Source organism: Rhodanobacter sp. B2A1Ga4 (assembly GCF_018101315.1).
Lineage (GTDB): Bacteria > Pseudomonadota > Gammaproteobacteria > Xanthomonadales > Rhodanobacteraceae > Rhodanobacter > Rhodanobacter thiooxydans_A.
Genome location: NZ_JADBJR010000001.1, coordinates 1,762,545 through 1,787,228 on the forward strand (window position 1 = coordinate 1,762,545; position 24,684 = coordinate 1,787,228).

General features: G+C 67.4%; 18 protein-coding genes and 1 riboswitch. Of the genes, 10 read left to right on the forward strand and 8 right to left on the reverse strand.

Translation table 11 applies throughout. From position 1 onward, the window contains the following. The first annotated feature begins 42 nt into the window (after positions 1-42). Positions 43-633 carry a YceI family protein gene (locus tag IMW82_RS08250; RefSeq protein ID WP_211004213.1) on the forward strand — a complete coding sequence of 197 codons (591 nt, stop codon included), beginning with the start codon at positions 43-45 and terminating at the stop codon, positions 631-633. Between the two features lie 123 nt (positions 634-756). After that, the gene (locus IMW82_RS08255) at positions 757-1,455 is read left to right on the forward strand and encodes a CDGSH iron-sulfur domain-containing protein (protein WP_211004214.1); all 699 of its coding nucleotides are present in this window, start codon (positions 757-759) and stop codon (positions 1,453-1,455) included. A 19-nt stretch (positions 1,456-1,474) separates the two neighbouring features. Here IMW82_RS08255 and IMW82_RS08260 read toward each other — a convergent pair whose 3' ends face one another. The 3 genes from IMW82_RS08260 to IMW82_RS08270 are packed head-to-tail and all read right to left on the reverse strand — an operon-like array spanning position 1,475 to position 4,803. Then, on the reverse strand, positions 1,475-2,557 hold the full coding sequence (locus tag IMW82_RS08260) for a homoserine dehydrogenase (RefSeq protein ID WP_211004215.1): 1,083 nt from the start codon (positions 2,555-2,557) through the stop codon (positions 1,475-1,477). Next, positions 2,554-3,741, reverse strand: coding sequence for a cystathionine gamma-synthase (gene metB / locus IMW82_RS08265; RefSeq protein WP_211004216.1), 1,188 nt, complete (start codon positions 3,739-3,741; stop codon positions 2,554-2,556). The genes IMW82_RS08260 and metB overlap by 4 nt, the downstream gene beginning before the upstream one ends. A gap of 39 nt (positions 3,742-3,780) precedes the next feature. After that, a complete protein-coding gene (locus IMW82_RS08270) occupies positions 3,781-4,803 on the reverse strand; it encodes a homoserine O-succinyltransferase (protein ID WP_211004217.1) in 1,023 nt (340 codons plus the stop codon). A gap of 88 nt (positions 4,804-4,891) precedes the next feature. Then, positions 4,892-5,007, reverse strand: a riboswitch (SAM riboswitch). A gap of 173 nt (positions 5,008-5,180) precedes the next feature. Between IMW82_RS08270 and IMW82_RS08275 the strand changes: the two genes are divergently transcribed. After that, on the forward strand, positions 5,181-6,197 hold the full coding sequence (locus tag IMW82_RS08275) for a cysteine synthase A (protein ID WP_211004218.1): 1,017 nt from the start codon (positions 5,181-5,183) through the stop codon (positions 6,195-6,197). Between the two features lie 51 nt (positions 6,198-6,248). Next, a complete protein-coding gene (locus IMW82_RS08280; RefSeq protein WP_211004219.1) occupies positions 6,249-6,983 on the forward strand; it encodes a 2OG-Fe dioxygenase family protein in 735 nt (244 codons plus the stop codon). 39 nt (positions 6,984-7,022) lie between these two features. On the opposite strand, the gene IMW82_RS08285 is transcribed toward IMW82_RS08280, so the two are convergent. From IMW82_RS08285 to IMW82_RS08295, 3 genes are all read right to left on the reverse strand, one after another. Continuing rightward, positions 7,023-7,391 carry a PilZ domain-containing protein gene (locus tag IMW82_RS08285; RefSeq protein WP_211004220.1) on the reverse strand — a complete coding sequence of 123 codons (369 nt, stop codon included), beginning with the start codon at positions 7,389-7,391 and terminating at the stop codon, positions 7,023-7,025. Next, positions 7,388-9,586, reverse strand: a complete 2,199-nt coding sequence (locus IMW82_RS08290; protein WP_211004221.1) for a DUF1631 family protein — start codon at positions 9,584-9,586, stop codon at positions 7,388-7,390. The genes IMW82_RS08285 and IMW82_RS08290 overlap by 4 nt, the downstream gene beginning before the upstream one ends. Before the next feature lie 126 nt (positions 9,587-9,712). Continuing rightward, positions 9,713-12,679, reverse strand: a complete 2,967-nt coding sequence (locus IMW82_RS08295; RefSeq protein WP_244754187.1) for an EAL domain-containing protein — start codon at positions 12,677-12,679, stop codon at positions 9,713-9,715. A 432-nt stretch (positions 12,680-13,111) separates the two neighbouring features. On the opposite strand from IMW82_RS08295, the gene IMW82_RS08300 reads away from it, so the two are divergent. The 4 genes from IMW82_RS08300 to IMW82_RS08315 all read left to right on the forward strand — a co-directional run bounded on the left by IMW82_RS08300 (position 13,112) and on the right by IMW82_RS08315 (position 19,609). Further along, on the forward strand, positions 13,112-13,468 hold the full coding sequence (locus IMW82_RS08300) for a DUF1304 domain-containing protein (protein WP_108470480.1): 357 nt from the start codon (positions 13,112-13,114) through the stop codon (positions 13,466-13,468). Positions 13,469-13,479: 11 nt separating this feature from the next. Further along, entirely contained in the window at positions 13,480-14,142 is a 663-nt protein-coding gene (locus IMW82_RS08305) for a M24 family metallopeptidase (RefSeq protein WP_244754189.1), read from the forward strand. A 183-nt stretch (positions 14,143-14,325) separates the two neighbouring features. Beyond that, positions 14,326-16,455, forward strand: coding sequence for an elongation factor G (gene fusA, locus IMW82_RS08310; protein WP_211004222.1), 2,130 nt, complete (start codon positions 14,326-14,328; stop codon positions 16,453-16,455). A gap of 217 nt (positions 16,456-16,672) precedes the next feature. Further along, positions 16,673-19,609 carry a TonB-dependent receptor gene (locus IMW82_RS08315; RefSeq protein ID WP_244754191.1) on the forward strand — a complete coding sequence of 979 codons (2,937 nt, stop codon included), beginning with the start codon at positions 16,673-16,675 and terminating at the stop codon, positions 19,607-19,609. A gap of 67 nt (positions 19,610-19,676) precedes the next feature. Here IMW82_RS08315 and IMW82_RS08320 read toward each other — a convergent pair whose 3' ends face one another. Next, a complete protein-coding gene (locus IMW82_RS08320) occupies positions 19,677-20,243 on the reverse strand; it encodes a manganese efflux pump MntP family protein (protein ID WP_108470475.1) in 567 nt (188 codons plus the stop codon). A gap of 305 nt (positions 20,244-20,548) precedes the next feature. Here IMW82_RS08320 and IMW82_RS08325 point away from each other — a divergent pair, with 305 nt between their 5' ends. Beyond that, positions 20,549-21,946 (forward strand): M20/M25/M40 family metallo-hydrolase, encoded by a 1,398-nt coding sequence (locus IMW82_RS08325; protein WP_211004223.1) that lies wholly within the window; start codon positions 20,549-20,551, stop codon positions 21,944-21,946. A 75-nt stretch (positions 21,947-22,021) separates the two neighbouring features. On the opposite strand, the gene IMW82_RS08330 is transcribed toward IMW82_RS08325, so the two are convergent. After that, positions 22,022-22,180 (reverse strand): hypothetical protein, encoded by a 159-nt coding sequence (locus tag IMW82_RS08330; RefSeq protein ID WP_159082149.1) that lies wholly within the window; start codon positions 22,178-22,180, stop codon positions 22,022-22,024. A gap of 855 nt (positions 22,181-23,035) precedes the next feature. Here IMW82_RS08330 and IMW82_RS08335 point away from each other — a divergent pair. Further along, positions 23,036-24,637, forward strand: a complete 1,602-nt coding sequence (locus IMW82_RS08335) for a peptide chain release factor 3 (RefSeq protein WP_211004224.1) — start codon at positions 23,036-23,038, stop codon at positions 24,635-24,637. The last annotated feature ends 47 nt before the right edge of the window (positions 24,638-24,684 follow it).

Here is a 24,684-nt window from a genome sequence, read left to right on the forward strand (position 1 = left end):
CGTTCCCGCAGACACCTCTCCTGCCACGCAAGGAAACCGTCCATGATCCGCACCGCCCTTCACGCCCTCGGCCTGCTCGCCCTGCTGTCGCTGGCCACCACCAACGCCACCGAGGTGAAGTACCAGCTGGACCCCGACCACACCTACCCCAGCTTCGAGGCCGACCACCTCGGCGGCCTGTCGGTATGGCGCGGCAAGTTCAACCACAGCAGCGGCACGGTAACACTGGACAAGGCGACCGGCAGCGGCACGGTAAACGTCGTGGTGGACATGAAGAGCGCCGACTTCGGCCAGGACCAGCTCAACCAGAAGGCGCAGGGCGAGGAGCTGTTCGACACGGCGAAGTATCCGCAGGCCATCTATGCGGGCCGCCTCGCCGGCTTCGTCGACGGCAAGCCGACCCGCGTGGACGGCACGCTCACCCTGCACGGCACGACCCGCCCGCTGACGCTGAAGATCGACAGCTTCAAGTGCATGCCGCACCCGCTGCTGAAGCGCGAACTGTGCGGCGCCGACGCGCTGGCCACCTTCCAGCGCGACGCCTTCGGCATGGACGCCGGCAAGGCCTACGGCTTCAACATGGCGGTAACGCTGCGCATCCAGGTCGAGGCGATCGCCGTGCCCACCACCTGAGTCGCCTCGGGCCGGCGCCACGTACCGAGCGCTTTTTCATTTCGGATGACTGCCCCCACGGTGCAAGTTGTACAGTGGATTCCTGGATCGTGGCCTTCACGTTGTTCAACCGAGGGGCGTCAAATGAATCCGCAGAAGCCGGTGGGTACGCGAGTCAAGATTTCGAAGAACGGTCCCTATCTCGTCTCCGGGGCACTGCCTCTGCACAAGGAGACCATCGGCACCAACGAAGAGGGCGAGTCGACCAGCTGGGACAAGGGCCGGCAGTACCCCGCGCAGGAGCAATATGCGTTGTGCCGCTGCGGCCACAGCGCGAGCAAACCATTCTGCGATGGTACGCACGCCAGGATCGGATTCGACGGCAGCGAAACAGCGAGCCGCGAGCCCTATCTCGATCAGGCCGAAGTCATCCGCGGCCCGACCATGTCGCTCACCGACGTCGAGGGTCTGTGCGCGTTCGCGCGCTTCTGCGACCCGCATGGCAAGGTATGGAACCTCGTCGGCGAATCCGATGAGCCCGCGGCCGGCAAGCACTTCGTCAGCCAGACCTGCGCCTGTCCGTCCGGGCGACTGGTGGCCTGGGACAATGAAACCGGCAAGCCAATCGAACCCGCGTTCGAGCCATCCATCGCCCAGATCGAGGATCCTGCCCAGCACTGCTCCGGCCCGATCTGGTTGCGTGGCGGCGTGCAACTGATCGGCGCTGACGGCTTCACCTACGAAATACGCAACCGGATGACCTTGTGCCGCTGCGGCGCGTCGCGGAACAAGCCATTCTGCGACGGCTCGCATGCGTCGATCGGGTTCAGCGACAGCGAATGAGCCGTCGGCCCGGGCAGGTTCAGCCCAGCGCCAGCACATCCCCCAGCAACGCCTGCGCGGTCACCTCCGGCCCCGCACCCGGCCCCTGGATCACCAGCGGCTGGGCGTGGTAGCGGGTGGTGGTGAGCGCGAACTGGTTGTCGGTGCCGTACAGCCGCGCGGCGGGGTGGGTGAGCGGCACCTCGGCCAGGCCGACGCGGGCATGCCCGCGCTGGTTGAGCCGGGCCAGGAAGCGCAGCACGCAGTCGCGCGATTTCGCCTCGGCATGGCGCGCCGCCAGCGGTACGTCGAGTTCGTCCAGCCGCGCCAGGAACGCCTCGGTATCCAGTTCGCGCAGCGACTCCGGCACCAGGCCTTCCACCTGCACCTCGTCGGTGCCCAGCGCGAAGCCGGCGTTGCGGGCGATGATCAGCAGCTTGCGCGCCACGTCCTCGCCGGACAGGTCCGAGCGCGGATCGGGTTCGGTGTAGCCGAGCTGGCGCGCCTCGCGCAGCAGCTCGGAGAACGGACGGCTGCCGTCGTACTGGTTGAACAGCCACGACAGCGAACCGGAGAACACGCCTTCCAGGGTGAGCAGGCCGTCGCCGCAAGTGCGCAGCCGGCGCAGCGTGGACAGCACCGGCAGACCGGCGCCCACCGTGGCCGAGTCGCCGTAGCGCCCGCCTTTCGCCAGCGCTGCCTGCAGCGCGCGCCAGCCGGACAGTTCGCCGCCGGCCAGCGCCTTGTTCGCGGTGACCACGTGGTAGCCGTGCGCCAGCCACTCGGCGTGGCGCGCGGCCAGCGCCGTGCTGGCGGTGGCGTCGATGATCACCTTCACCGCCGCGTCGCTGGCATCCAGCGCGGCGAGCAGGCCGGCATTGTCGCGCGGGGTGCCGTGCTGGTTCAGCTGCTCGCGCAGGTTGCGCCGGGCCAGGCTGACCGGATCGGTCTGCTGCCGTCGCGAATTCGCCGCACCGACCAGCCGTAGCGAACCCGCGGCGGTGGTGTTGAGCAGCTTCAGCAAGGCGCCGCCGACCACGCCGGTGCCGAGCAGCACGACCGCGATGGTGGAGGATGCCTCGTTCGCGACGCCTGCCGCGCGCTCGGCCAGCACCGCGCTCATGCAAGCACCCGGCGTTTGGACGTCCCTGCCGCCGCGGCACGGAGCAGCGCCGCGTCGAGATCGCGCAGCAGGTCGTCGCCGTCCTCGATACCCACCGACAGCCGCAGCAGGCTGTCGGCGATGCCGGCGGTGCGGCGCGCCTCCGGCGCCATCGATGCATGGGTCATGCTGGCCGGGTGCGCGATCAGGCTTTCCACGCCGCCCAGCGACTCGGCCAGCGAGAAATACTGCAAGCCGTCGACGAAGGCCTCGATCTGAGCCACGTCGCCGTCCAGCTCGAAGCTCAGCATCGCGCCGAAACCCTGCTGCTGGCGCGCCGCCAGCGCATGGCCGGGGTGGCTGGTCAGGCCGGGGTACCAGACCTTGCGCACGGCGGCGTGCGCGTCCAGCCGCTCGGCGATGCGCGCAGCGCTTTCCTGGTGCTGGCGCAGCCGCACGCCGAGCGTGCGCAGGCCACGCAGGGTCAGGTAGCTGTCGAACGGCGCGCCAGTGAGGCCGTTGCAGTTGGCCCACCACTTCAGCTGCTCGGCCAGCGCCGCGTCACGCGCCACCGCCGCGCCGCCGACCACGTCGCTGTGGCCGTTGATGTACTTGGTGGTGGAGTGCACCACCACGTCGGCGCCGAGCAGCAGCGGCTGCTGCAGCGCCGGCGACAGGAAGGTGTTGTCGACCACCAGCAGGGCGCCCACCGCGTGCGCGGCCTGCGCCACGTGACGGATGTCGGTGATGCGCAGCAGCGGGTTCGACGGTGTCTCCACCCACACCAGCGCGGGCTTCTTCGCCAACCCCGCGACCAGCGCTGCCGGGTCGGTGAGGTCGGCGAACTCAACCTGGAAGCGGCCCTTCTTCGCCCATGCATCGAGCAGCCGCCAGGTGCCGCCGTAGCAGTCATGCGCCGCCAGCACCCGTGCGCCGGCCGGTACCAGTTCCAGTGCCAACGCCACCGCCGACATGCCGCTGGAGGTCACCACCGCGCCGGCGCCCTGCTCCAGGTCCGCCAACGCCTCGCCGAGCAGGTCGCGGGTGGGATTGCCACTGCGCGAGTAGTCGTACGCGCGCTTGCGGCCGAAGCCGGCGAAGCTGTAGTTGGTCGACAGGTGCAGCGCGGGCACCACGGCGCCGTGCTGGGTGTCGCTTTCGATGCCGGCGCGCACGGCGCGGGTACAGGGGGCGGGCTCGGTCATCGGGGCAATCTCCGGTTCTGGTTGTACGGGGATGGGGGATCAGGCCAGCGCTTCGCGCAGCAGCGGCGCGAGCTGTTCGGGTTCTTTCAGGAAGGCATCGTGGCCGTACGGCGACTCGACCACTTCCAGCGTGGCCGGCCCATGCAGGCGGCGCTGCAGTTCGCACAGGTCGGCCAGCGGCACCAGCCGGTCGGAGGGGAAGCCGATCAGCGTGGCCGGCACGGGAATCTGCTCGGGCTGCACGTCGTGCAGGTCGATCGACTCGGACAGCGCGAGGAAGCGGTCCGCATCGAAGCGCTCGACGAAGCGGCGACCCTGGTGCGCCAGGTAATCCTCGACCGGGAAGTGGAAGCGCTCCTCGCGCCACTCCGGCCCACCGGCGAAACGTCGGCCGAACTCGGCGCTGCCGCGGTAGGTGGTGATCGCCAGCTGGCGCGCCAGCGCCAGCGCCTCGTCGGCCTGGCCGCTGGCCTGGCCCAGCCGCACGATGCCGCGCTGCACGCTGCGCTGCGCGGTGCTGAGCGGATGCGGCCGGTGTGCGCCAGCCAGCAGCAGCAGGCGGTCCACGCTGCGCGGGTGCCGCGCGGCAAACGCCAGTGCCACCATCGCGCCATAGGAGGAACCGATGAAGGCATGCGCCTGCGCGATGCCCAGCTCGCCGAGCAGCGCGGCCAGCGCGTCGGCCTGATCCTCGCTGGAGACCGAACCGGCGCCGAGCCGGTCCGGGCTGAGCCAGTCGATGGAGAGGACGCGCCAGCGCTCCAGGTCGATCGCCGCGCCGCGGCCGACCAGCGCCTGCCACCAGCCCGGCGCCGCATCGCCGTCCAGCGCGGTGACGTCACGGTCGGCCGAGATACCGCCCTGCACGATCACGGTGGGCGCACCCGGCGCACCGCACCACAGGTAGTCCACCTCCACCTCGCGCGGACCGCTGCCGTACTTCGGGCTGAACCGCAGCCGGCGCGTGCTGCGCTGGGCGGCCAGCCGTGCGCGCGGTTCGGCAAGAACGGCGCAGGCGGCCTGGCTGGCTTCGGTACGGCGGGCTTCGCTCTGGAACGTCATGGAACTCTCTCCGGTCGGCATCGCCCTGCGAAGTACCGGAAAGGTCGCCAGCCCCGGTTTCGGCGGCAGACTGCCGCGAGCCGGATGGCGCCCATCTTCCGGTGGGTGCCAAGGCACCTCCGCAGGAGTTGGCACCGTGGCGGAAACGCTCCGCAGGTTGCCCCGGCTTCAAAGGGCCTGTCCCTCAGCCGGTCTCGATGAGTGGAACGGATAGTGATGGCTTCACGTATCCGTGTCAATAGACGTCTAAACGTCTAGGCGTATATATGTTCATTCGATCGTGTCATCCGTCGCGTCGCCCATGATGCCCAGTAAAATCCCTTTGGGATGCGGCAGGAAAGGCGCAGAATCGACACTCCCTTGCCAAACCTTCATCCATGAGCATCCAGCCCGACCTCTCCGCCGCCATCGGCCACACGCCGCTGCTGCGCCTGCGCCACGCTTCCGCCCTGACCGGCTGCGAGATCCTGGGCAAGGCCGAGTTCCTCAACCCCGGCGGCTCGATCAAGGACCGCACCGCGCTGGGCCTGCTGCTGGACGCCGAGCGGCGCGGGCAGATCCGCCCCGGCGGCCGCATCGTCGAGGGCACCGCCGGCAACACCGGGATCGGCCTGGCCCTGCTTGGCGCCAGCCGCGGCTACCGCACCACGATCTTCATGCCGGACACGCAGAGCCGCGAGAAGATCGACGCGCTGCGCATCGCTGGCGCCGAGGTGCGGCTGGTGCCCGCGGTGCCGTACAAGGACCCGCATCACTACGCGCACCAGGCGCGCGCCCATGCCGCGGCCGCGAACGCGGCCGAGCCGGGCAGCGCGTGGTTCGCCAACCAGTTCGACAACACCGCCAACCGCGACTGGCACGAGGCCAGCACCGGGCCGGAGATATGGGGCGATGCCGGCGGCCGTGTCGACGGCTTCGTCTGCGCCGCCGGCACCGGCGGCACCCTGGCAGGCGTCGGCCGTGCGCTGAAGGCACGCCACCCCGGCGTGCGCATCGCGCTGGCCGACCCGGCCGGCTCGGCGCTGGCCAGCTACGTCAACACCGGCGAGCTCGTCGCCAGCGGCAACTCGATCAGCGAGGGCATCGGCTCCAGCCGGGTCACCGCGAACTTCGACGGCGCGCCGATCGATCTGGCCTGGTCGATCCCCGACGATGAGTCGGTGCCGCTGCTGCACCGCCTGCTGGCAGAGGAAGGCTGGTGCACCGGCGGCTCCAGCGGCGTCAACCTGGCCGGCGCGATCCGCCTCGCCCGCGAGCTCGGCCCGGGCCACACCATCGTCACCGTGCTCGCCGACGCCGGCACGCGCTACCAGGCCAAGCTGTTCAACCCGGCGTTCCTGCGCGAAAAAGGCATCCCCGTACCGGACTGGCTGGCACGGGCGTTTCCGGGCTGAGCATCCCGCGCAGCCATCGCCGCTTCATGCCGGCCCTGCTAACGTAAACCCATGACTCCCCTCCCCGACACGTCCGCGCTGCACGACCGGCTGCAGCGCGACGGCTTTGCCTTCGTCACCGCCGACATCATGCGCACGCTGCTGGAAGCCTCCACGCTGGACGACTGGCCCGCCTTCGTCGCCAGCTGGAACGACCTGGCGCCGGACACCTACCTCGCGGCCAGCGGCCGCCACCGGCGGCGCCGGCATGCCACGTTCGCCGCCGATGCCGATGGTGGCATCCGCCGCGAGGCGCACCAGCCGCACTACCAGAGCCTCAAGTACAACCCGCTGCAAGGCGACATCCAGCGCTGGTTCGAGCCGGTGCTGCCGGCGATCGCCGACGGCGCCAGCCTGCGCCGCATCCTCGGCTTCTGCCGTGACTGCTTCGGCGCGCTGGCCCCGGCTGTCAGCCGCTGGCACGTCGAGGTGCACCAGTTCCGCATCGAGGCGCGCGCGGACGAGGCCGGTGAACCTACACCCGAAGGCGTGCACCGCGATGGCGTCGACTATGTGCTGGTGCTGTTGATCGACCGCGAGAACATCGAAAGCGGCACCACCACCATCCACGCCCGTGACGGCGCCGTGCTGGGCAGTTTCACGCTCACGCATGCGCTGGATGCGGCGCTGGTCGACGACGCCCGCGTGCTGCACGGCGTCACCGCGGTGACGCCGCTCGATCCGGCCCGACCCGCGCATCGCGACGTGCTGGTGGTGACGTTCAAGGCCGTGACCAGCGCGACGTGAGACGCGCTGGCGCAAGGCAGTTCCCGCCTGGCACGAATCTCAGCCGGGCAGCGCCAGCCACGCGTCGAGCCGCGCGTCGTCCTCTTCGCTGATCGCGATGATGCGATAGCCCGCCCAGACCAGGTCCGCCGCACCCGGCGACTCGTGCCACTGTTCCTGGATGCCTGCCTCGATGTATTGCGGCACGGCGCCGTCGCCGGACAGCGGCAGGCGCACCTGGTGGATCGCCTCGCTTTGCGGCGCCGCCGGGCAGATCAACAGCATGCCGGTACCGGACAGGTTGCCGATCTGACCCATCGGCTCGCCGGTGATGACGTCCATCACCGTCGCCGCGAAGGCGACCGGTTTGCGCCGGGTTCGACGCTGGTCGCGATCGTGTTGATGCGGAGGGTGGCCAGCCTGGTTCATGCGTCACCTCCCTGGCGGGGCGAATGGGATTGCCGGCCCAGCTCCCGGGTAACCGCGCGCCAGGCGTGATCGAGTACGTCCTCGTGCTCCGAGGCGATCTCGCGCACACGGGCGCTGGCGATCTCGCGCGCCAGTTGCAGCTCGCCCAGCTCCTCCGCCCGCTGGCCACTACGCGTGACAAACAGGCTGTGCCCGGTCAACGACGAATACCAGACCAGCCGCCGCCGGGTCGCGCGTCCGCCGGCCGGATCGGCGAACTCGAACCATGCCCCGGGCGGCAGTGCGCGAAGATGTCGATGCACGCGCAACACATCGGGGCCAGGCGCACTCGCAGCCAGGTCGGGCGCATGCACGGCGGGCGCGACGCCCGCGTCTCGCGGGTGATCGTCCGGCCGCTCACGGCTCCCGAGTCGCGCGGCGAACTGGTCGGCGCCGGCGGGCTTGTCGGACGGCCCCTCCCGGCTCGCTTCCGTCATCCGCCGGGCCAGCGTCGCCAGCTCCTCGTCCGGCATGCCGATCTGCCGCAGGCCGGCTTCCACTTCGAGCTGCAATTTGTGGCGATCGCCCACCGGCAAGGCGCCGAGCAACTGGTCGGTGACCGCCAGTCGCGTTCCGAAGACCTGGCTCTGTTCGCCATGACGCAGCAGGGTCAGCGCCAGCACATCCGACCACGCCTGATCGAGCTGACCGCGCACCCGCGATGCCCTGGCGAGGCGAGGGGACAGCAACTCGCCCACCCGGTGGCGCGCCTGCTCCAGGCGCTCGAGCCCCTGCATCGCATCCACCTGGCGGCGCTCCGCCAGTTGGGTCTTGTGCTGCAGGTAGGCGAGGTATTGCTCGATGTCGTCCAGCAGCGAGACGTAAAGCGCCACGCTGGGCGCTTCATGACCGGCACGTTCGATCAGCTGGCCCAGCTGCATGCGCAAGCCGCGATCGGACAAGCCGCCGGCGTCATCGAGCCAGTCGCGGGCGATTTCGGCGATCCGGCCAAGCACCTTGCGCGCGGGATGGTCATGCTGCTCGGAGAACCCGCGATCGATCAGCGCCATGCGCAACATGGGCAGCTGCAGGTCACGGATCAGGGTCTGCGCGTCGCTGGCGGGCGGCAACTGCCGGGCGATCTGGCCGAACAGGCGCACGATGAGTTCCACCGTGTCGTCCTGCTCGCTGGACAGGCTGGCGCGCGTGGCGTGGCCCGGGCGCCCGACGCTGAGCTGGATGAGCAGCTCTTCGCGCAGGCGCGAAGGACGGTTCAGATCGATGCGAGTCTCCTCGTCCGCATCCCGCAGGTGCGCCTGCAAGGCGGCGAGCGCGGCTTGCAGCTCCTCGTCAGTGACCGCGTTGTTGTCCCGCCCGCCGAAGGCACCACCCATGCGCGGCGGCACGGGCGCTGCACGCGGCGACGGCGGCGCGACGGCCTGCGTGGCGACCGCCGGCACGGCCGGCCTGGCTGGCGCCTCCTGCCTGGCCGGATCGCGGCGTGGCGCGGTGCGCGGCAACGCAAACGGGCGCAGCTGCGGCAGGATGCCATCGGCGCAGAAGTGGGCATTGACCAGCTCGTACAGCGGCGCCAGCCCCTGGATCAGGCTGCCCTCCAGGCTCTGCAGCAGCAGCAACTCATGCACGCTGGGCAGACCCAGCGTGCGACTGGCCTCGCGAAAGGCGCCGGCCATGGCCTGCGGCCCGATCGGCAGCGCTTCGCTCTCCAGTGGCGACGCCCCGATCAGCACGGCAAACCGATAACCCAGCTCGATGAGTTGCGGACCGCCGCGTGCCTCGCTGCGTGCGACCAGCTGATCGAGCGCGGCAGCCAGTTCGTGCTCAAGCGGGTCGAGCAGGCTCAGCGTTTGCGGGGCGGCCGCCGCGGTCCTGGCGATGGGCATGCCGAGGCGGTCGAATGCCCGATCGACACTGGCGATGAAGCGCTGATCGAACACCTTGCGCTCGTCGCGCAACCGCAGCCGGGTAGCCAGATACCGCTCCTGTTCGAGATGGCTGGCCGTGAGCTGGGACTGCCGGTGCAGGTTCATGTCGAAATGGTCGAGGCTGCGCCCCAGCGGCTCATGCAGCCAGTTGGCGCAGAGCGTACGCAGCTCGCCAAGCAGGCGGCGCGTGCGTGCCGGCCAGCGTGCGTCCGGATGGCGCACCGGATCGGCATCGCCTCCCGTGCGCGGACCTGTCTGTTCATCAGTCATGACAACCTCCAGACCCGGACGGCATTCCATCGCCACCGGGCCGATCAAGCCGGTATCGGTCAAAAGCGGCAGACATTCAGCCCACGCCCGCCGTCAAGATTCTGGAAATCCGCCCGCACCGTCATGTCATGTCCCAAACGCATCCGGCGGCACCGGAAGGGCGCCTGGCCGACCCAGCAGATAGCCCTGGCCGAGCTCGCAGCCCATGTCCAGCAGCATCCGGCGCTGGGCCTGGGTCTCGATGCCTTCGGCGACCACCTGGATGTTCAGCGCGCGCGCCAGCGCCAGGATCGCCTCCACCATGACACCGCTGGTGTTGCTCGTGTGGCCGACTTCGTCCAGTTTCTGCACAAAGACCTGATCGATCTTCAACATGCGCAACGGCAGCGAGTGCAGGTAGCTGAGCGACGAATAACCCGTACCGAAATCATCGAGCGCGGCGCCTACGCCGGCCACGCGCAATCGTTCGAGCGTGGCGTGCACGCGTTCGGCATCGTCCAGCAGCGCGCCTTCGGTGACTTCGATGATCAGGCGCGAATTCGGCAGGCCGGTGGACTGGAGCAACTGGAGCAGGCGCGTGTCGAAATCGACATAGCGCAGGTGCCTCGCCGAGACGTTGAGCGTCATGAACGTGTCGTCGCGGCCATGAAGCATGAGCTGGCGGCAGCTGAGTTCGAACATGCGCCAGTCGATCGCTTCGATCAGCCCGCTGTCCTCGGCGATCCTGATGAAATCCCCGGGCCCGAGCAGGCCGCGCGCCGGATGGTTCCAGCGCAGCAGTGCCTCATGGCCAACCACCCGACCGTCCCCGAGTCTGCAGATCGGCTGGAAATACGGTTCGAACTCGTCGTTCTGCAACGCATGGCGCAGTTCGGCCTCCAGCGTCAGCACGTCGACCATGTTCTTTGCCAGCGCCTCGTCGAACATCTCGAAACGCTTGCGGCCACTCTGCTTTGCCCGATACAGCGCGATGTCGGCATCGCGCAGCAGGTCATCGGCGCTGTCGTAGCGACAGTGCTTGTCGGCAACGGCGATGCCGATGCTGGCCGAGGGCTCCAGCTCCTTGCCTACCAGCTGCAGCGGCTCGCTCAGGCATTTCAATATGCGTTGCGCCACCATCACGGCCATGGCGGGGGTTTCCACGCCCTCCAGCAGGATCGCAAATTCGTCGCCCGAGAGCCGCGCCACCACGTCGGGCTCACGCACGCAATGCATCAGCCGCCCGGCGATTTCCTTGAGGAACGCGTCCCCGGCCAGATGGCCGAGGCTGTCGTTGATCACCTTGAAGCGATCGACGTCCAGATACAGCAGCGCACAACGCCGTGCCGGTTCGCGTCGCAGCAGCGCCAGCACCCGATCGAGTCGATCACGCAGGTAGCCGCGGTTCGGCAGCCCGGTCAATGAATCGTGCATCACCTGATGCTTCAGCTGCAGCTGGATCTGCTCGCGCTGGCGAATCTGCTGCAGCAACTCGTGCGTGCGCTCTTCCACCCGCTGTTCGAGCTGCGCATTGGCCTGGTGCAGCGAAGCGGTGGAACGGCGGCGGTAGATGCTGTTGGCGATCTGCAGCGCGGCGAAGCTGAGCAATTCCTGATCCGCGGCGTCGTAGGCGTTCTCCTCCGCGTAGTTCTGCACGGCCACGAGTCCGATCACCTCGTCGGCGACCACCAGCGGCACGCCCAGCCAGCATTCTGCGGGGGCACCGATGTTGTGCCGCATGACTTCGCCTTCCTGCAGCAGCATCTCGACATCGGCCAGTCGCCCCAGGAACGGACGGGCACGCCGGAGAACGTATTCGCTCAGACCGTGCCCGAGCGGCCGAACCAGCGTGCGGCGCACTCCCTCGTCCACGTAGTAGGGAAATTCGAGCATCTCGTGATCGTCGGAAATCAGCGCGATGAAGAAATTCTCCGCATTGAGCAGGGCACCGACCACCGCATGGGTTCGTGCGTAGAACTCGTTCTCGTCGATGTCCGCGGTCGCCAGCTGCGCCAGCTGGAACAGGGCACCCTGCAGTTGCTCGGCACGCTGGCGCTCCAGCACCTCCAGCTGCAGGCCATGATTGGCCTCGGCCAGCTCGAGTGTTCTGGTCTGTACGCGCAGCTCCAGGTCGTTCTTGCTCTGCTTGCGTTCGAGCGCGGTAAGGATGTGGCTGCCGACGAACTCCAGCAGCGCCCGGTCTTCAAGCGTGTATATGGTGCCCTCGCGATAGCTCTGCACCACCAGTGCACCATGCACCTGGCCATTGCGCAGCATGGGCACGCCGAGCCAGTCGGCACTTTCGGGGCCAGCCTTGATGACCGGCCCGTTCACCTGTTCGTCAAGCTGCTCCTGACTGCCCATCAACGGCTTTCCGCCGGTCAGCAGATGCCAGGTCAGGGTATGGCGCCGGCCTTCCAGCGGCACGTCGCGGGTGGTGTCGAGCCCTTCCTTGTCCTCGACGTCGGCGTAGTAGAGGAAGCGCATCGTGCCGCGCTCCTCGTCGTAACGGACGATCAGGAAGTTCTCGCCATACATCAACGTGCTGACGATTTCGTGGATGCCGCGCAGGAGTTCGGGCATGTCCAGGTCCGAACCGGCCAGATCGGAAATCGCGAACAGCGCCCGCTGCAGCTTTTCCGAACGCTCCAGCTGCTTGTGCGAACCTTGCACGCCGGTCAGCTTCAACGTCTGTTGCAACCGCTGGCTGGCCATGTCGAAATGCCGATCGAGCGCGATGGGCAGGCTGGTCGCCAACTGTCCGCGAGCGAAATGAAGCAGCAACACCGCGCGGTCGTCCGGCACCAGCCGCCATGCCAGACGACGGCCATCGGCATCGAGGGCAAAGCCATTGCCGACAAGCGCCGCCTGTGACCAGGCAGCCTCATCAGGGGTCACGCTGGCTCCGCAGGGATGCGCGTCGATCTCGCCACCCCACAACACGCTCGCTCTCTCGCAGTCGGGGAAGGCGCACGCCAGCTCAACGATCACCTCTGCGACCTCGACGGGCGTCGTCGCGACGATCAAGCGACGCAGCCATGCCCGCTCCTCCGCCACCGTGAGCGGCATCGGACCGGGGATGCGCGATTGCACGTTGATGTTTGTTGTGGACATACCCGCAGCATGCAATGCCTGTTCCAGACAAGCTGAACGACGACGGCCGCGGCGGCTACTGTGATGTCCATCACATATATCGGCGGCTTGCGTTCATACAAAGCCCGTCGCCGGGCAGAACGAGGGCCGGTGATGCGCAGGGGCCGTTGCCGCGAGAGTGATCCAGCCGTCCGGGTTCGTGAACCGTTCAGCGCACCGGTCAACGCGGGAAAGTCCGGCGCGCGGCCGTGGTCACAAACTGCCTGAAACCGGCATGGTCGAGACAGCCATTCCGTGCGGCCACGGCGTGCACCATCCGGCGCGGATCGCTCGCCCGGCACTACTTGATGGAACGATACATACCGGCGTTTGCGATGGACCGGAACGGCTGCGACACTTCACGGCACGACGCCGGCGCAACAGGCGCCTCCCGCCGCCACCGGAACCCGTGCCATGTCCATCGCCGGAAATGTCGTGATCGCCCTGGTCGCCCTGCTGCATCTGTGGTTCCTGATCCTTGAAATGTTCCTGTGGACGAGGCCCTCCGGCCGCCGCGCGTTCGGCACCACCGCCGAGTTCGCCGAACAATCGAAGGCACTCGCTGCCAATCAGGGGCTTTACAACGGTTTTCTGGCGGCCGGCCTTGCGTGGGGCCTCTGGCTCGGCGCCGACGGTTTGGGCGTCAAGGTGTTCTTCCTCGCTTGCGTGCTTATCGCCGGCATTTTCGGCGGATTGACCGCGAGCCGGAAAATCCTGTGGATACAGGCGTTGCCGGCCGTGATCGGGCTGGTACTCGTTCACCTGGCTTGAGACCGGCATCCATGGCGCCTCCTTCTCGCGAAGCGGTCGGGCCACGCTTCGATCCCACGCTCATGCAGCAGGCCCGCGAGAAAACCTGGGCGGCGCTGCACGGCATCCGCGCGCGCATGCGGCCGGGGATCAGCGAGGACGAAGCGAAAATAGAGGCCGCCGAAGTCTTCCGCGAGCTGGGTTTCGAGCGGTTGTGGCATCCGGCGCTGATCCGCATCGGCGCCAACACGGTAAAAACCTATCGGCAGCGCTCCGACCCCGGTGTGCGGCTGGGCGAGAACGACAGTTACTTCATCGACCTCGGGCTCGTGTTCGACGGCCATGAGGGCGACGTGGGCGACACCTTCGTGGTCGGCCATGCACCGCAGCGGCAGGCCTGCGCGGAGGCGGCGCGCGCGCTGTTCGGCGAAGTGGCCGAGGCGTGGCGGGCACAGGGGCTGAGCGGCCAGGCGCTGTATGCGTTTGCCGGCGAACGCGCCGCGGCGATGGGCTGGCGGTTCAATCACGCGATCAGGGGGCACCGGGTCAGCGACTTCCCGCACACGATCCACAAGGGCGGCGACCTCGGTGATCTGGAAGCGTCGCCTTCGAGCGGATTGTGGATACTGGAAATCCAGATCGCGCATCCGACGGAACCGTTCGGTGCGTTCCATGAGGATCTGCTGTCCATGTGAGTCCTCCTCGTGCCTGGCGACCTTGCATGAAGGCAGCACCCAGAAGGACTACCCTGATCGGCACCCGGTATGGCGTCGGCGTCGCGGTCGCGAAGTCATTTCCGCATTGAAAAAGTCTGCAACAGGCAGCATTTTGGCTGTCACTTGGCTGTGTTCGTGCAGCCCCATTCCGGAGTCCCGCCCGTGGCCCGCAAGAAACCCCTGACCCTCTACCGCAACATCGGCATCATCGCGCACATCGACGCGGGCAAGACCACGACCACCGAGCGCATCCTCTACTACACCGGGCGCAAGCACCAGATCGTCGACGTGCACGACACCAAGGACGGCAAGGGCTCCACCACCACCGACTACATGGAGCAGGAGCGCAAGCGCGGCATCACCATCCAGTCGGCGGCGGTGACCGCGGAGTGGAAGGGACACCAGATCAACGTGATCGACACGCCAGGACACGTCGACTTCACCATCGAGGTGAACCGCTCGCTGCGCGTGCTGGACGGCGCCGTGGTGGTGTTCGACGGCGTCGCCGGCGTGGAACCGCAGACCGAGACCAACTGGCGCCTGGCCGACCAGTACAAGGTGCCGCGCCTCTGCTACGTCAACAAGATGGACCGCATCGGCGCGAATTTCGCGCACTGCGTGAGAGGCATCCGCGAGCGCCTCGGCGCCAATGCGCTGCTGTGCCAGGTGCCGCTGGGCAGCAGCGACGAGTTCGTCGGCATGGCCGACCTGGTCGCCGGCGTGGGCTACCTGTGGGCCTCCGACGACAAGGACAGCGTGTGGGAAACCGTGCCGCTGGAGCAGCTGAAGGATCGCTTGGCGTTCGGCGCCAGTGCCGACAACGCATGGATCGCCGACCTGCCGAAGCTGCGCCAGGACCTGCTGGAAACCGCACTGGCGCTGGATGACGACGCCTTCGAGCGCCTGCTGAACACCGGCGAGTTCGATCCGGCGGTGCTCAAGCAGTGCATCCGCAAGGCGACCGTCACCGGCGCGCTGGTGCCGGTGCTGTGCGGCTCGTCGTACAAGAACAAGGGCGTGCAGCAGCTGCTGGACGCGGTGGTCGATTATCTTCCCTACCCGGGCGAGAACGGCGGCATCGCGCTGGTCGACGAGGACGGCCACGTCATCGGCGAGCAGGCCGTCACCGACGATGCGCCGGCGCGCGCGCTGGCGTTCAAGGTGATCAACGACCAGTTCGGCACGCTCACCTTCTGCCGCATCTATTCCGGCGTGATCAGGAAGGGCGACACCCTGCTCAACGTCACCCGCGGCAGGAAGGAACGCGTGGGCCGCATCGTCGAGGTGCAGGCCGACGACACCCGGGAAATCGACGAGGTGCGCGCCGGCGACATCTGTGCCTTCGTCTCGATGAAAGACACCGAGACCGGCGATTCGCTGGCCGACCCGGCGCATCCGGCGTTGCTCGAGCGCATGCGCTTCCCCGACCCGGTAATCAGCGTGTCGGTGGAACCGAAGAACCGCAACGACGTCGACAAGCTGTCCAGCGCGCTCTACAAGATGGTCAAGGCCGATCCGTCGCTGAAGCTCGAGGTGGACCAGGAAACCGGCCAGACCGTGCTCAAGGGCATGGGCGAGCTGCACCTGGAGGTGACCATCGACCGCATGCGCACCGAGCTGGGCGTGGAGGCGAACATGGGCAAGCCCCGGGTCAGCTTCCGCGAGGCGTTCGGCAAGACCGTCGAGCACACCTACACGCACAAGAAGCAGACCGGCGGCTCCGGCCAGTTCGCCGAAGTGACGATGATCTTCGAGCCGGGCGCAGCGGGCTCGGGCGTGGTGTTCTCCGACGAGGTGGTCGGCGGCCGCGTGCCGCGCGAGTACATTCCCGCGGTCGAGCACGCGATCAAGGCCGAATCGCAGGAAGGCCAGGTGGCCGGCTACGAGGTGGTCGACTTCACCGCGCGCCTGGTCGACGGCAAGTACCACGACGTCGACTCCTCCGCGCTGGCATTCGAGATCGCCGCCCGGCAGTGCTTCCGCGAAGCGCAGAAGCTCAGCAAGCCGAAATTGCTGGAGCCGATCATGCGGCTCGAAGTGGTGATGGAGGCGGACTACCTCGGCGACGTCATCGGCGACATCAACCGCCGCCGCGGCACCGTCAGCGACCAGGGCCAGAAAGGCAGCTCCGCCTTCGTGCAGGGCTTCGTGCCGCTGGCCGAGATGTTCGGTTACATCAACTTCCTGCGCTCGGCCACCCGCGGCCGCGGCACCTTCAGCATGGAGTTCGACCACTACCAGGAGGTGCCGGCCGGCATGGTGGACAAGCTGATGGAGAAGGAAGCGAAGTAGGCTTCCCGCCCGCCCGGTGCGCATGCCGCGCAGCGGACGCGGCGCGCTGCGATGCTGCATTGCAGCGCCAGCGACATACGCCTTCGTACATGTACGGAGGAAAAACGGGGGCAGGCGCGCCAACCCCGACGAGCGGTAGCATAAGCCGGCCTGCGGAGCTGGCTCCGCCGGCACCCGAGTGCCGGGTGGGGCACTCACATCTCAATCGAGGGATTCCATGAATTCTTGCCGCATGCCGCAGGCGCGCCTTGCGCGGCCCGTCCGTTTCCTTCAGCGACCGCTGGCCATCGCCTGCGCCGCTGCCCTGTTTGGCCTGGTGCTGGCCGGCACGGCCTCGGCCCAGGATGCGCAACAGGCGCCTCCGTCGACCGACCAGCAGACCGCACCGGCCAGCCCGAACGCGAAGCCCGCCAAGAAGACCAGCAAGAAGTCCGAGGACAGGGTCAGCAACCTGGACGCGATCGTCGTCACCGGCATCCGTGGCAGCATCGAGAACTCGCTGAGGGCCAAGCAGAACTCCGACAACATCATCGAGGCGATCTCGGCCGAGGACATCGGCAAGCTGCCCGACGCGAGCATCGCCGAAAGCCTGTCGCGCGTGCCGGGCCTGGCCACCCAGCGCCTGAACGGCCGCGCCAACGTGATCTCGATCCGCGGCCTGGACCCCGGTTTTGCCGGCACCACGCTGAACGGGCGTGAGCAGGCCACGATCGGCGAGAACCGCGGTGTGGAATACGACCAGTACCCGTCCGAGCTGATCAGCGGCGTGGCGATCTACAAGACGCCCGACGCCAGCCTCATCGGCCAGGGCCTGTCCGGCACCGTCGACCTGCACACGATCAAGCCGCTGGACCTGCCCGGCCCCGCGTTCGCGGTCAACCTGCGCGGCGAGCACACCACCAACGGCAAGCTCAACCCGGGCAGCGGCGTGGGCGACATGGGCCACCGCGCCAGCATTTCCTACATCAACCAGTTCTTCGACCACACCCTGGGCCTGGCCGTGGGCTTCGCCCACCTCGACTCGCCGATCCAGGAAAAGCAGTACCAGGCCTGGTGGTGGAGCATGAACAACGGCCCGGGCAGCATCGAGGCGCCATGGCCGGAGGGATGGAGTGGTCCGCACACGCCCGGCATACCCGACGGCGTGATCTCGCAGGAAGGCATGCAGTTGCGCGCGCAGTCGCTGAACCAGAAACGCAGCGGCCTGATGACCGTGCTGGAATGGGCGCCGGGCGACCACTACCACTCCACGTTGGACCTGTACCACTCCATCTTCGGCGAGAAGAAGTTCACCAACGGCGCGCAGTGGTCGAGCAGCCCGTGGGACAACATCAGCTACTCCAACGTCGGCGTCACCCCGGCGCAGCCCTACCCGATCGTCACTTCCGGCACCATCAGCGGCATCGCGCCGATCCTGCAGAACCAGTACACCAAGGAACACGACAAGCTGTTCTCCGCCGGCTGGAACAACCAGTACGATTTCGACAACGGCTGGACCGCCACCGCGGACCTGTCGTACTCCAGCGCGAAGAAGAAGCTGCACGACGCCTACCTGTTCACCGGCCTGGCCGGCGGCGCCTTCACCAGCGTCGACTTCCGCACCCCGGCCGGCAACGGCTATCCGTACTTCTCGCCGGCGGCGAACCTGGCCGACCCGTCCCAGGTGGTATTCACCGACCCGGACGGCTACGGCTACAACGGGCGCCAGGAGTTCGACACCCAGAAGGACACCATCAAGGCCGTGCGGCTGGAGGTGAGCCACCCGCTGGGCTGGATCTTCAGCAGCATGAACCTGGGCGTGAACTACTCCGACCGCACCAAGACCAAGCAGGCCGACGTGCAGTTCGCCTGGTTGAACGGCAACGGCTCCACCCGGGACACCTACGACAACCACTTCAGCGCGCCGGTGAACCCGGGCTTCCTGTGGGCGCCAACCTCGCTCGGCTACGGCGGCATCCCGGGCATACTCAGCTACGACGTGCTGGGCGCGCTGGCGAACCAGTTTTACCTGACCGAGCGCAACGGCCAGGGTGACTGGAGCCGCAACTACACGGTGGAAGAAAAAGTCCCGGTGGCCTACGCCAAGTTCAACATCGAGACCACGCTGGGCAACGTACCGCTGACCGGCAACGTGGGCGTGCAGTTCGTGCGCACCGACCAGTCTTCCACCGCGCTGCAGACCAACGGCGACACCCTGGTCGGCAGCATCAACGACGGCGCCAAGTACAACAACGTGCTGCCCAGCCTGAACCTGGTGGCGCATCTCACCGACCGCCAGTACCTGCGCTTCGGCTTCGCCAAGACCATGGCGCGCGGGCGCATCGACGACGAGAAGGTCGCCACTTCGGCCGGCCTGTCCAAGGTGCAGAACGGCCCGGCCGCCGGCCAGGTGCTGTGGTCCGGCAGCGGCGGCAACCCGAAGCTGAAGCCGTACGTGGCGGTGGGCACCGACCTGTCGTACGAGTTCTACTTCGGCAAGTCCAGCTACTTCGCCGCAGCGGTGTTCAACAAGAACCTGCTGAACTACATCTACAACCAGACCACGCTGGACTACGACTTCTCGCACTACACCAACAACGATCCCACGCTCACCCCGACCAGCAACATCGGCTCGTTCACCCGCCCGGCGAACGGCACCGGCGGCAAGATGCAGGGCCTGGAACTGTCCGGTGCGCTGGAAGGCGGGCTGCTGGCGCAGGCGCTGGACGGCTTCGGCGTACAGGCCAACTTCTCGCTGACCAACAGCAACATCCCGAAGAACTCGATCTCGTCGATCCCCGGCGGCCCGGCGACCCTGCCCGGGCTGTCGCGCAAGGTCGCCAACCTGGCGCTGTACTACGAGAAGTACGGCTGGTCGGTGCGCGTGGCCGAACGCTACCGCTCGTCCTTCACCGGCGAGGCGGTGGCGCTGTTCGACCAGCTCGGCTACACCAAAATCCTGGCCAACCGGCAGACCGACTTCCAGCTCGGCTACGCGTTCTCCGAGGGCAGCCTGAACGGCCTGTCGCTGCTGCTGCAGGTCAGCAACCTCAGCAACACGGCGGACAAGAGCGTGCAGATCTCCGGCCTGCCCAACAACGTGCAGGTGACGCGCCCGCTGGAGTACGACACCTGGGGCCGCACGGTGATGTTCGGGGTGAACTACAAGCTGTAGGCGACCCGGCAAGCGCGGGAAACCATGGAACCCGGGGAGCAATCCCCGGGTTTTTCATGGGCGCCCGTCAGGCGGAAAGATGCTCGTACAGGATCACCGCGCCCACCCCGATCAGGATGACGCCGCCGATGATCTCCGCGCGCCGGCCGACCATCGCGCTCAGCACGTGGCCGAGCATGATGCCCAGCGTGACCATGCTGAACGTGCACAGGCCGATCACCAGCGCCACCACCGCGATCGGCGTGTCGACGAAGGCCAGCCCCACGCCCACCGCCAGCGCGTCGATGCTGGTGGACAGACCGGTGATGGCGAGGCCGACGATGCCGTGCTTCTTCGCCTCGTCGACCGGCTCGCCCGAGTCTGGCTGTACGCCAGCCCAGATCATGTGCAGGCCCAGCACCAGCAGCAGGCCGAACGCGATCCAGTGGTCCCAGGCCTCGATGTAGCGCGAAGCGCCCTTGCCCAGCAGCCAGCCGAGCACCGGCGTGATCGCCTCGATCACGCCGAAGATCAGGCCAGCGCGCATGGCCTGGGACAGCCGTGGACGCGTCATGGCCGCGCCCTTGCCGATCGCCGCGGCGAACGCGTCGGTGGACATGGCGAAACCGAGCAGCAGGATGGAAACGGGATTCATGGGTTGCCATTCGGTCGGGCCAGGCGCAACGGCACGACGGCGCGCCCGACCGTCGTGGCGCCGTCAGCCGTTGGTCTCGCCAACCAGGATCGGTGTCTTCGCCACGGCAGATTCAAGCCGAGCATGTTGACGAAGACGCCTCGTCGGGACGAGGCAGGCTACTCCCCAAGGGGTATCGCGCCGGCGGCAGCACCGCCAGCGCGGCGGCAAGGTTAGCACGACCACGCGGCGAATCCGCCATGTGCAGGCAGCGGGGCCGCCGCGCATACTCGGACTTCGTCCAGGACAGACACAGGGAACCTCGCATGAGAGCACCACGAGCACTCGGCTCCACCGCCGCGGCCACGCTGGCCTTCTGCGCCGGCATCGGCATGGCCCACGCCGGCACCACCGCCGAGGCGCTGCCCGAAACCATGGTCATGCTGAAGCACGCCATCAGCATCCCCACCGTCGAGGGACAGCACCAGGTGCCGGTGCTGGCCACTTATCTGGCCGACAAGCTCAAGGCCGCCGGCATCCCCGCCGGCGACATCGAGATCATCCCGGTGGGCGAAACCGCCGCGCTGGTGGCGCGCTACCGCGGCACCGGTGAAGGCAAGCCGATCCTGCTGTCCGGGCACATGGATGTAGTGGCGGCGAAACGCCAGGACTGGAGCCGCGATCCGTTCACCCTGATCGAGCAGAACGGCTACCTCTACGGCCGCGGTACCGCCGACATGAAAACCGCGGTGGTGGTGCTGATCGAGACGCTGATCCGGCTCAAGCACGAGGGCTTCAAGCCGCGCCACGACCTGATCCTGCTGCTGTCCGGCGACGAAGAGACCGCGATGGCCTCGACCCGCGAACTGGCCAGGCGCTACCACGACGCCGAATTCCTGCTCAACGCCGACGCCGGCGGCGGCACCCTGAATCCCGATACCGGCAAGCCCGCGCTGTACCAGATCCAGGCCGCCGAGAAGACCTATGCGGACTTCCGGATCGCCCTCACCTCGCCCGGCGGGCACTCCAGCGAACCCACCGCGGACAACGCGATCTACCGGCTGGCGCGCATCATCGACCGCGTCGCCGGCTACCAGTTTCCGCCCATGAGCAACGAGATCACGCGCGCCTCGCTGCGCGCGCTCGGCGCCCACACGCCCGGCCCGCTGGGCGCGGCGATGACGCAGTTCGCCGCCCACCCCGACGATGCCGCCGCCGCGGCCACCCTCTCCGCCGACCCCGCCTACGTCGGCCAGATCCGCACCACCTGCGTGGCGACCATGCTCAACGGCGGCCACGCGCTCAACGCGCTACCGCAGAGCGCCAGCGTCAACGTCAACTGCCGCATCTTCCCCGGCACGCCGGTCGCCAGCGTGCGCGACACGCTGGTCAAGGTGATCGACGACAAATCCGCCAGCGTCACCGTGCTGTCGCCCCCGCCGGTGGCCAGCCCCGCCTCGCCGCTGCGCCAGGACGTGATCGCCGCCGTCACCGACGCCGTGCACCAGCGCTTCCCCGGCGTGGACGTGGTGCCCGGCATGTCCGCCGGCGCCTCCGACAGCATGTACTTCCGCAACGCCGGCGTCCCCAGCTACGGCATCGATGCCTCCTTCACCAAACCCGACGACAGCTTCGCCCACGGCCTCAACGAGAAGCTGCCGGCGTCGGAAGTCGAGGCGGGGCTGGAGTTCTGGCATCGGGTGCTGGTGCAGTTGGCGAAGTAAAGCGGATAGCGCGGCGGTTTCAAGATCCAAGTCGCACACATGGAGAATGTGCATGCACATATTGCAGAGATTTTGTTATGTGATTTTCGGAACGATCCCCTGGCTATTTGCAGCCTTAGGCAATGGCTTGGCCGTCATCGTCATATTGTCAGGCATGTCAGGCGCCAGCGACGGTACAAACGGGTCGAGTGCATCCATTGGGACCATGGCATTATCGCTATGTTTGTTACTCATGGAGGCTTCAGTCCTCTTGGCGGGAGTCACCTCCTGCTATGTGTCACTTTCGCCGACGATTCGGAAGCGCGAACGTTGGGTGGCGGTGATTTTGTTTGCGGGGGGAGTTGGATACCTTCCGCTAGCCATAACTGCTCTGTGGCCACCTCCTTACCAGATGGATTTGCAGATCTTTACCACCCACCCGCTTCAAGCCCTGTGGAGCCTACGAGAGCAAATCCTGGGGTGGGGCCCACCTTTCGTCGCACTTCATTACTTCCTCCGGAGTAGGTCTGCAGAGGACGAACATGGAGATCCAGCTGATGAAAACGCATGATTCGTCTCTTGATAATTGAACGGCCTGATAAGTCCTGGTGACTGCGCGGAGGAAATCCTCTGGTCAGAGTGCACTTTCGAGTGACCGCCTCTGGCCGAACCGAGGCATTCCCGCATTTAGGAATTCGCATTCAAAGCGGCGGCTCTGGCGATCAGCTCTTCCGCCACCGCGCAGCGGTGGCACACCGAGTGCGGGCCACGATGGCGCGCTGCTCTACCCGGGGCCCCTGTGCGGCGGTGAGACGGGGACGACAGGCCGCGCAGCGGGAGTCGACAGGAGGTCGACTCCTTTTCGCACGGGCAGGAGTCCGTTCAAAAAGCCCGGCCCCCGCTTGGCGCTTGCCGGGCAGGATGCCCGGCAAGCGCCAAGCGGGGTGGCCTTTCTCTTTGGTTACTTTCTCTTTGGCCACACAAAGAGAAAGTAACTCGGGCGCCGAAGGCGCACGAAAGCTCTGGCCCTCGGCCCGACGCCCGCCAACCAGGCCCAAACCCCGATCCACGCTACAATTGCCGGTTCGCGCTCCCGCCGACCCGCACCTCATGCCGACCCACCTGCAAGAAACCCGCCGCCGCCGCACCTTCGCCATCGTCAGCCACCCCGACGCGGGCAAGACCACGCTGACCGAGAAGCTGCTGTTGTTCGGCGGTGCGATCCAGATGGCCGGTTCGGTGAAGAGCCGCAAGACGTCGCGCAGCGCCACCTCGGACTGGATGGCGCTGGAGAAGGAGCGCGGCATCTCGGTGACCTCGTCGGTGATGCAATTCCCGTACGAGGGCAAGATCGTCAACCTGCTCGACACGCCGGGACATGCGGACTTCTCCGAGGACACCTACCGTGTGCTGACCGCGGTGGACTCGGCGCTGATGGTGATCGACTGCGCCAAGGGCGTGGAGGAGCGCACGATCAAGCTGATGGAGGTGTGCCGCCTGCGCGACACGCCGATCATGACCTTCATCAACAAGCTCGACCGCGAGGGCCGCTCGCCGATCGAGCTGCTGGACGAGGTGGAGTCGGTGCTGGGCATCGCCTGCGCGCCGCTGACCTGGCCGATCGGCATGGGCAAGCGGCTGAAGGGCGTGTACCACCTGGCGCTGGACGAGGTGCACATCTTCGAACAGGGCAAGAATTTCACCCGGCAGGATTCGACCATCTTTCAGGGCCTCGATGCGCCCGGCCTGGCCGAGAAGATCGGCGCCGAGGCGATGCGCGAGCTGCGCGAGGAACTGGAGCTGGTGCAGGGCGCCGCGCCCTCGTTCGACCTCGACGAATACCTGGCCGGCCGGCAGACGCCGGTGTTCTTCGGCTCGGCGGTGAACAACTTCGGCGTGCAGCTGCTGCTGGACTTCTTCGTCGAGCACGCGCCCAGCCCGCGCGCGCGCGCCACCACCACGCGCGAGATCCAGCCGGAGGAGGAAAAGCTTTCCGGCTTCGTGTTCAAGATTCAGGCCAACATGGACCCGGCGCACCGCGACCGCGTGGCCTTCATGCGCGTGTGTTCGGGCACCTACAACGCCGGCATGAAGATGATCCAGACCCGCACCAACAAGGAAGTGCGCATCGCCAACGCACTGACCTTCATGGCCAGCGACCGCGAGATCGTCGAGACCGCGTATCCGGGCGACGTGATCGGCCTGCACAACCACGGCACCATCACCATCGGCGACACCTTCACCGAGGGCGAACTGGTCACCTTCACCGGCATCCCGAACTTCGCGCCCGAGCTGTTCCGCCGTGCACGGCTGCGCGACCCACTGAAGATGAAGGCGCTGCACAAGGGCCTGGCGCAGCTCTCCGAGGAAGGCGCCACCCAGTTCTTCCGCCCGCTGATGTCGAACGACCTGATCCTGGGCGCGGTCGGCGTGCTGCAGTTCGAGGTGGTCGCCTACCGGCTGAAGGACGAGTACAACGTCGACGCCAGCTTCGAGCCGGTGACGGTGACCACCGCGCGCTGGGTGCACTGCGACGACCCGAAGAAGCTGGAGGAATTCCGCGAGAAAAACGCGATGAACCTGGCGCTGGACGCGGCGGGCGAGCTGGTCTACATCGCGCCCACGCGGGTCAACCTGCAGCTGGCGCAGGAGCGCTGGCCGCAGGTGCGCTTCGCCGCCACGCGCGAGCATGCGGCGGCGGTGGAGCTGTAGCGGCAGCGCGACACCACTGCTAACGTGCGGGTCTTTGCCGGGCGGCC

Bases quoted from the DNA above. Each gene is read 5' to 3' on its own strand.
- IMW82_RS08335 (WP_211004224.1), top strand. From the start codon at position 23,036: ATGCCGACCCACCTGCAAGAAACCCGCCGCCGCCGCACCTTCGCCATC.
- IMW82_RS08270 (WP_211004217.1), bottom strand. From the start codon at position 4,803: ATGACGTTCCAGAGCGAAGCCCGCCGTACCGAAGCCAGCCAGGCCGCC.
- IMW82_RS08275 (WP_211004218.1), top strand. From the start codon at position 5,181: ATGAGCATCCAGCCCGACCTCTCCGCCGCCATCGGCCACACGCCGCTG.
- IMW82_RS08260 (WP_211004215.1), bottom strand. From the start codon at position 2,557: ATGAGCGCGGTGCTGGCCGAGCGCGCGGCAGGCGTCGCGAACGAGGCA.
- IMW82_RS08300 (WP_108470480.1), top strand. From the start codon at position 13,112: ATGTCCATCGCCGGAAATGTCGTGATCGCCCTGGTCGCCCTGCTGCAT.
- metB (WP_211004216.1), bottom strand. From the start codon at position 3,741: ATGACCGAGCCCGCCCCCTGTACCCGCGCCGTGCGCGCCGGCATCGAA.
- IMW82_RS08255 (WP_211004214.1), top strand. From the start codon at position 757: ATGAATCCGCAGAAGCCGGTGGGTACGCGAGTCAAGATTTCGAAGAAC.
- IMW82_RS08330 (WP_159082149.1), bottom strand. From the start codon at position 22,180: ATGAGTAACAAACATAGCGATAATGCCATGGTCCCAATGGATGCACTC.
- IMW82_RS08280 (WP_211004219.1), top strand. From the start codon at position 6,249: ATGACTCCCCTCCCCGACACGTCCGCGCTGCACGACCGGCTGCAGCGC.
- IMW82_RS08285 (WP_211004220.1), bottom strand. From the start codon at position 7,391: ATGAACCAGGCTGGCCACCCTCCGCATCAACACGATCGCGACCAGCGT.
- IMW82_RS08250 (WP_211004213.1), top strand. From the start codon at position 43: ATGATCCGCACCGCCCTTCACGCCCTCGGCCTGCTCGCCCTGCTGTCG.
- IMW82_RS08305 (WP_244754189.1), top strand. From the start codon at position 13,480: ATGGCGCCTCCTTCTCGCGAAGCGGTCGGGCCACGCTTCGATCCCACG.
- IMW82_RS08325 (WP_211004223.1), top strand. From the start codon at position 20,549: ATGAGAGCACCACGAGCACTCGGCTCCACCGCCGCGGCCACGCTGGCC.
- IMW82_RS08315 (WP_244754191.1), top strand. From the start codon at position 16,673: ATGAATTCTTGCCGCATGCCGCAGGCGCGCCTTGCGCGGCCCGTCCGT.
- IMW82_RS08290 (WP_211004221.1), bottom strand. From the start codon at position 9,586: ATGACTGATGAACAGACAGGTCCGCGCACGGGAGGCGATGCCGATCCG.
- IMW82_RS08295 (WP_244754187.1), bottom strand. From the start codon at position 12,679: ATGTCCACAACAAACATCAACGTGCAATCGCGCATCCCCGGTCCGATG.
- IMW82_RS08320 (WP_108470475.1), bottom strand. From the start codon at position 20,243: ATGAATCCCGTTTCCATCCTGCTGCTCGGTTTCGCCATGTCCACCGAC.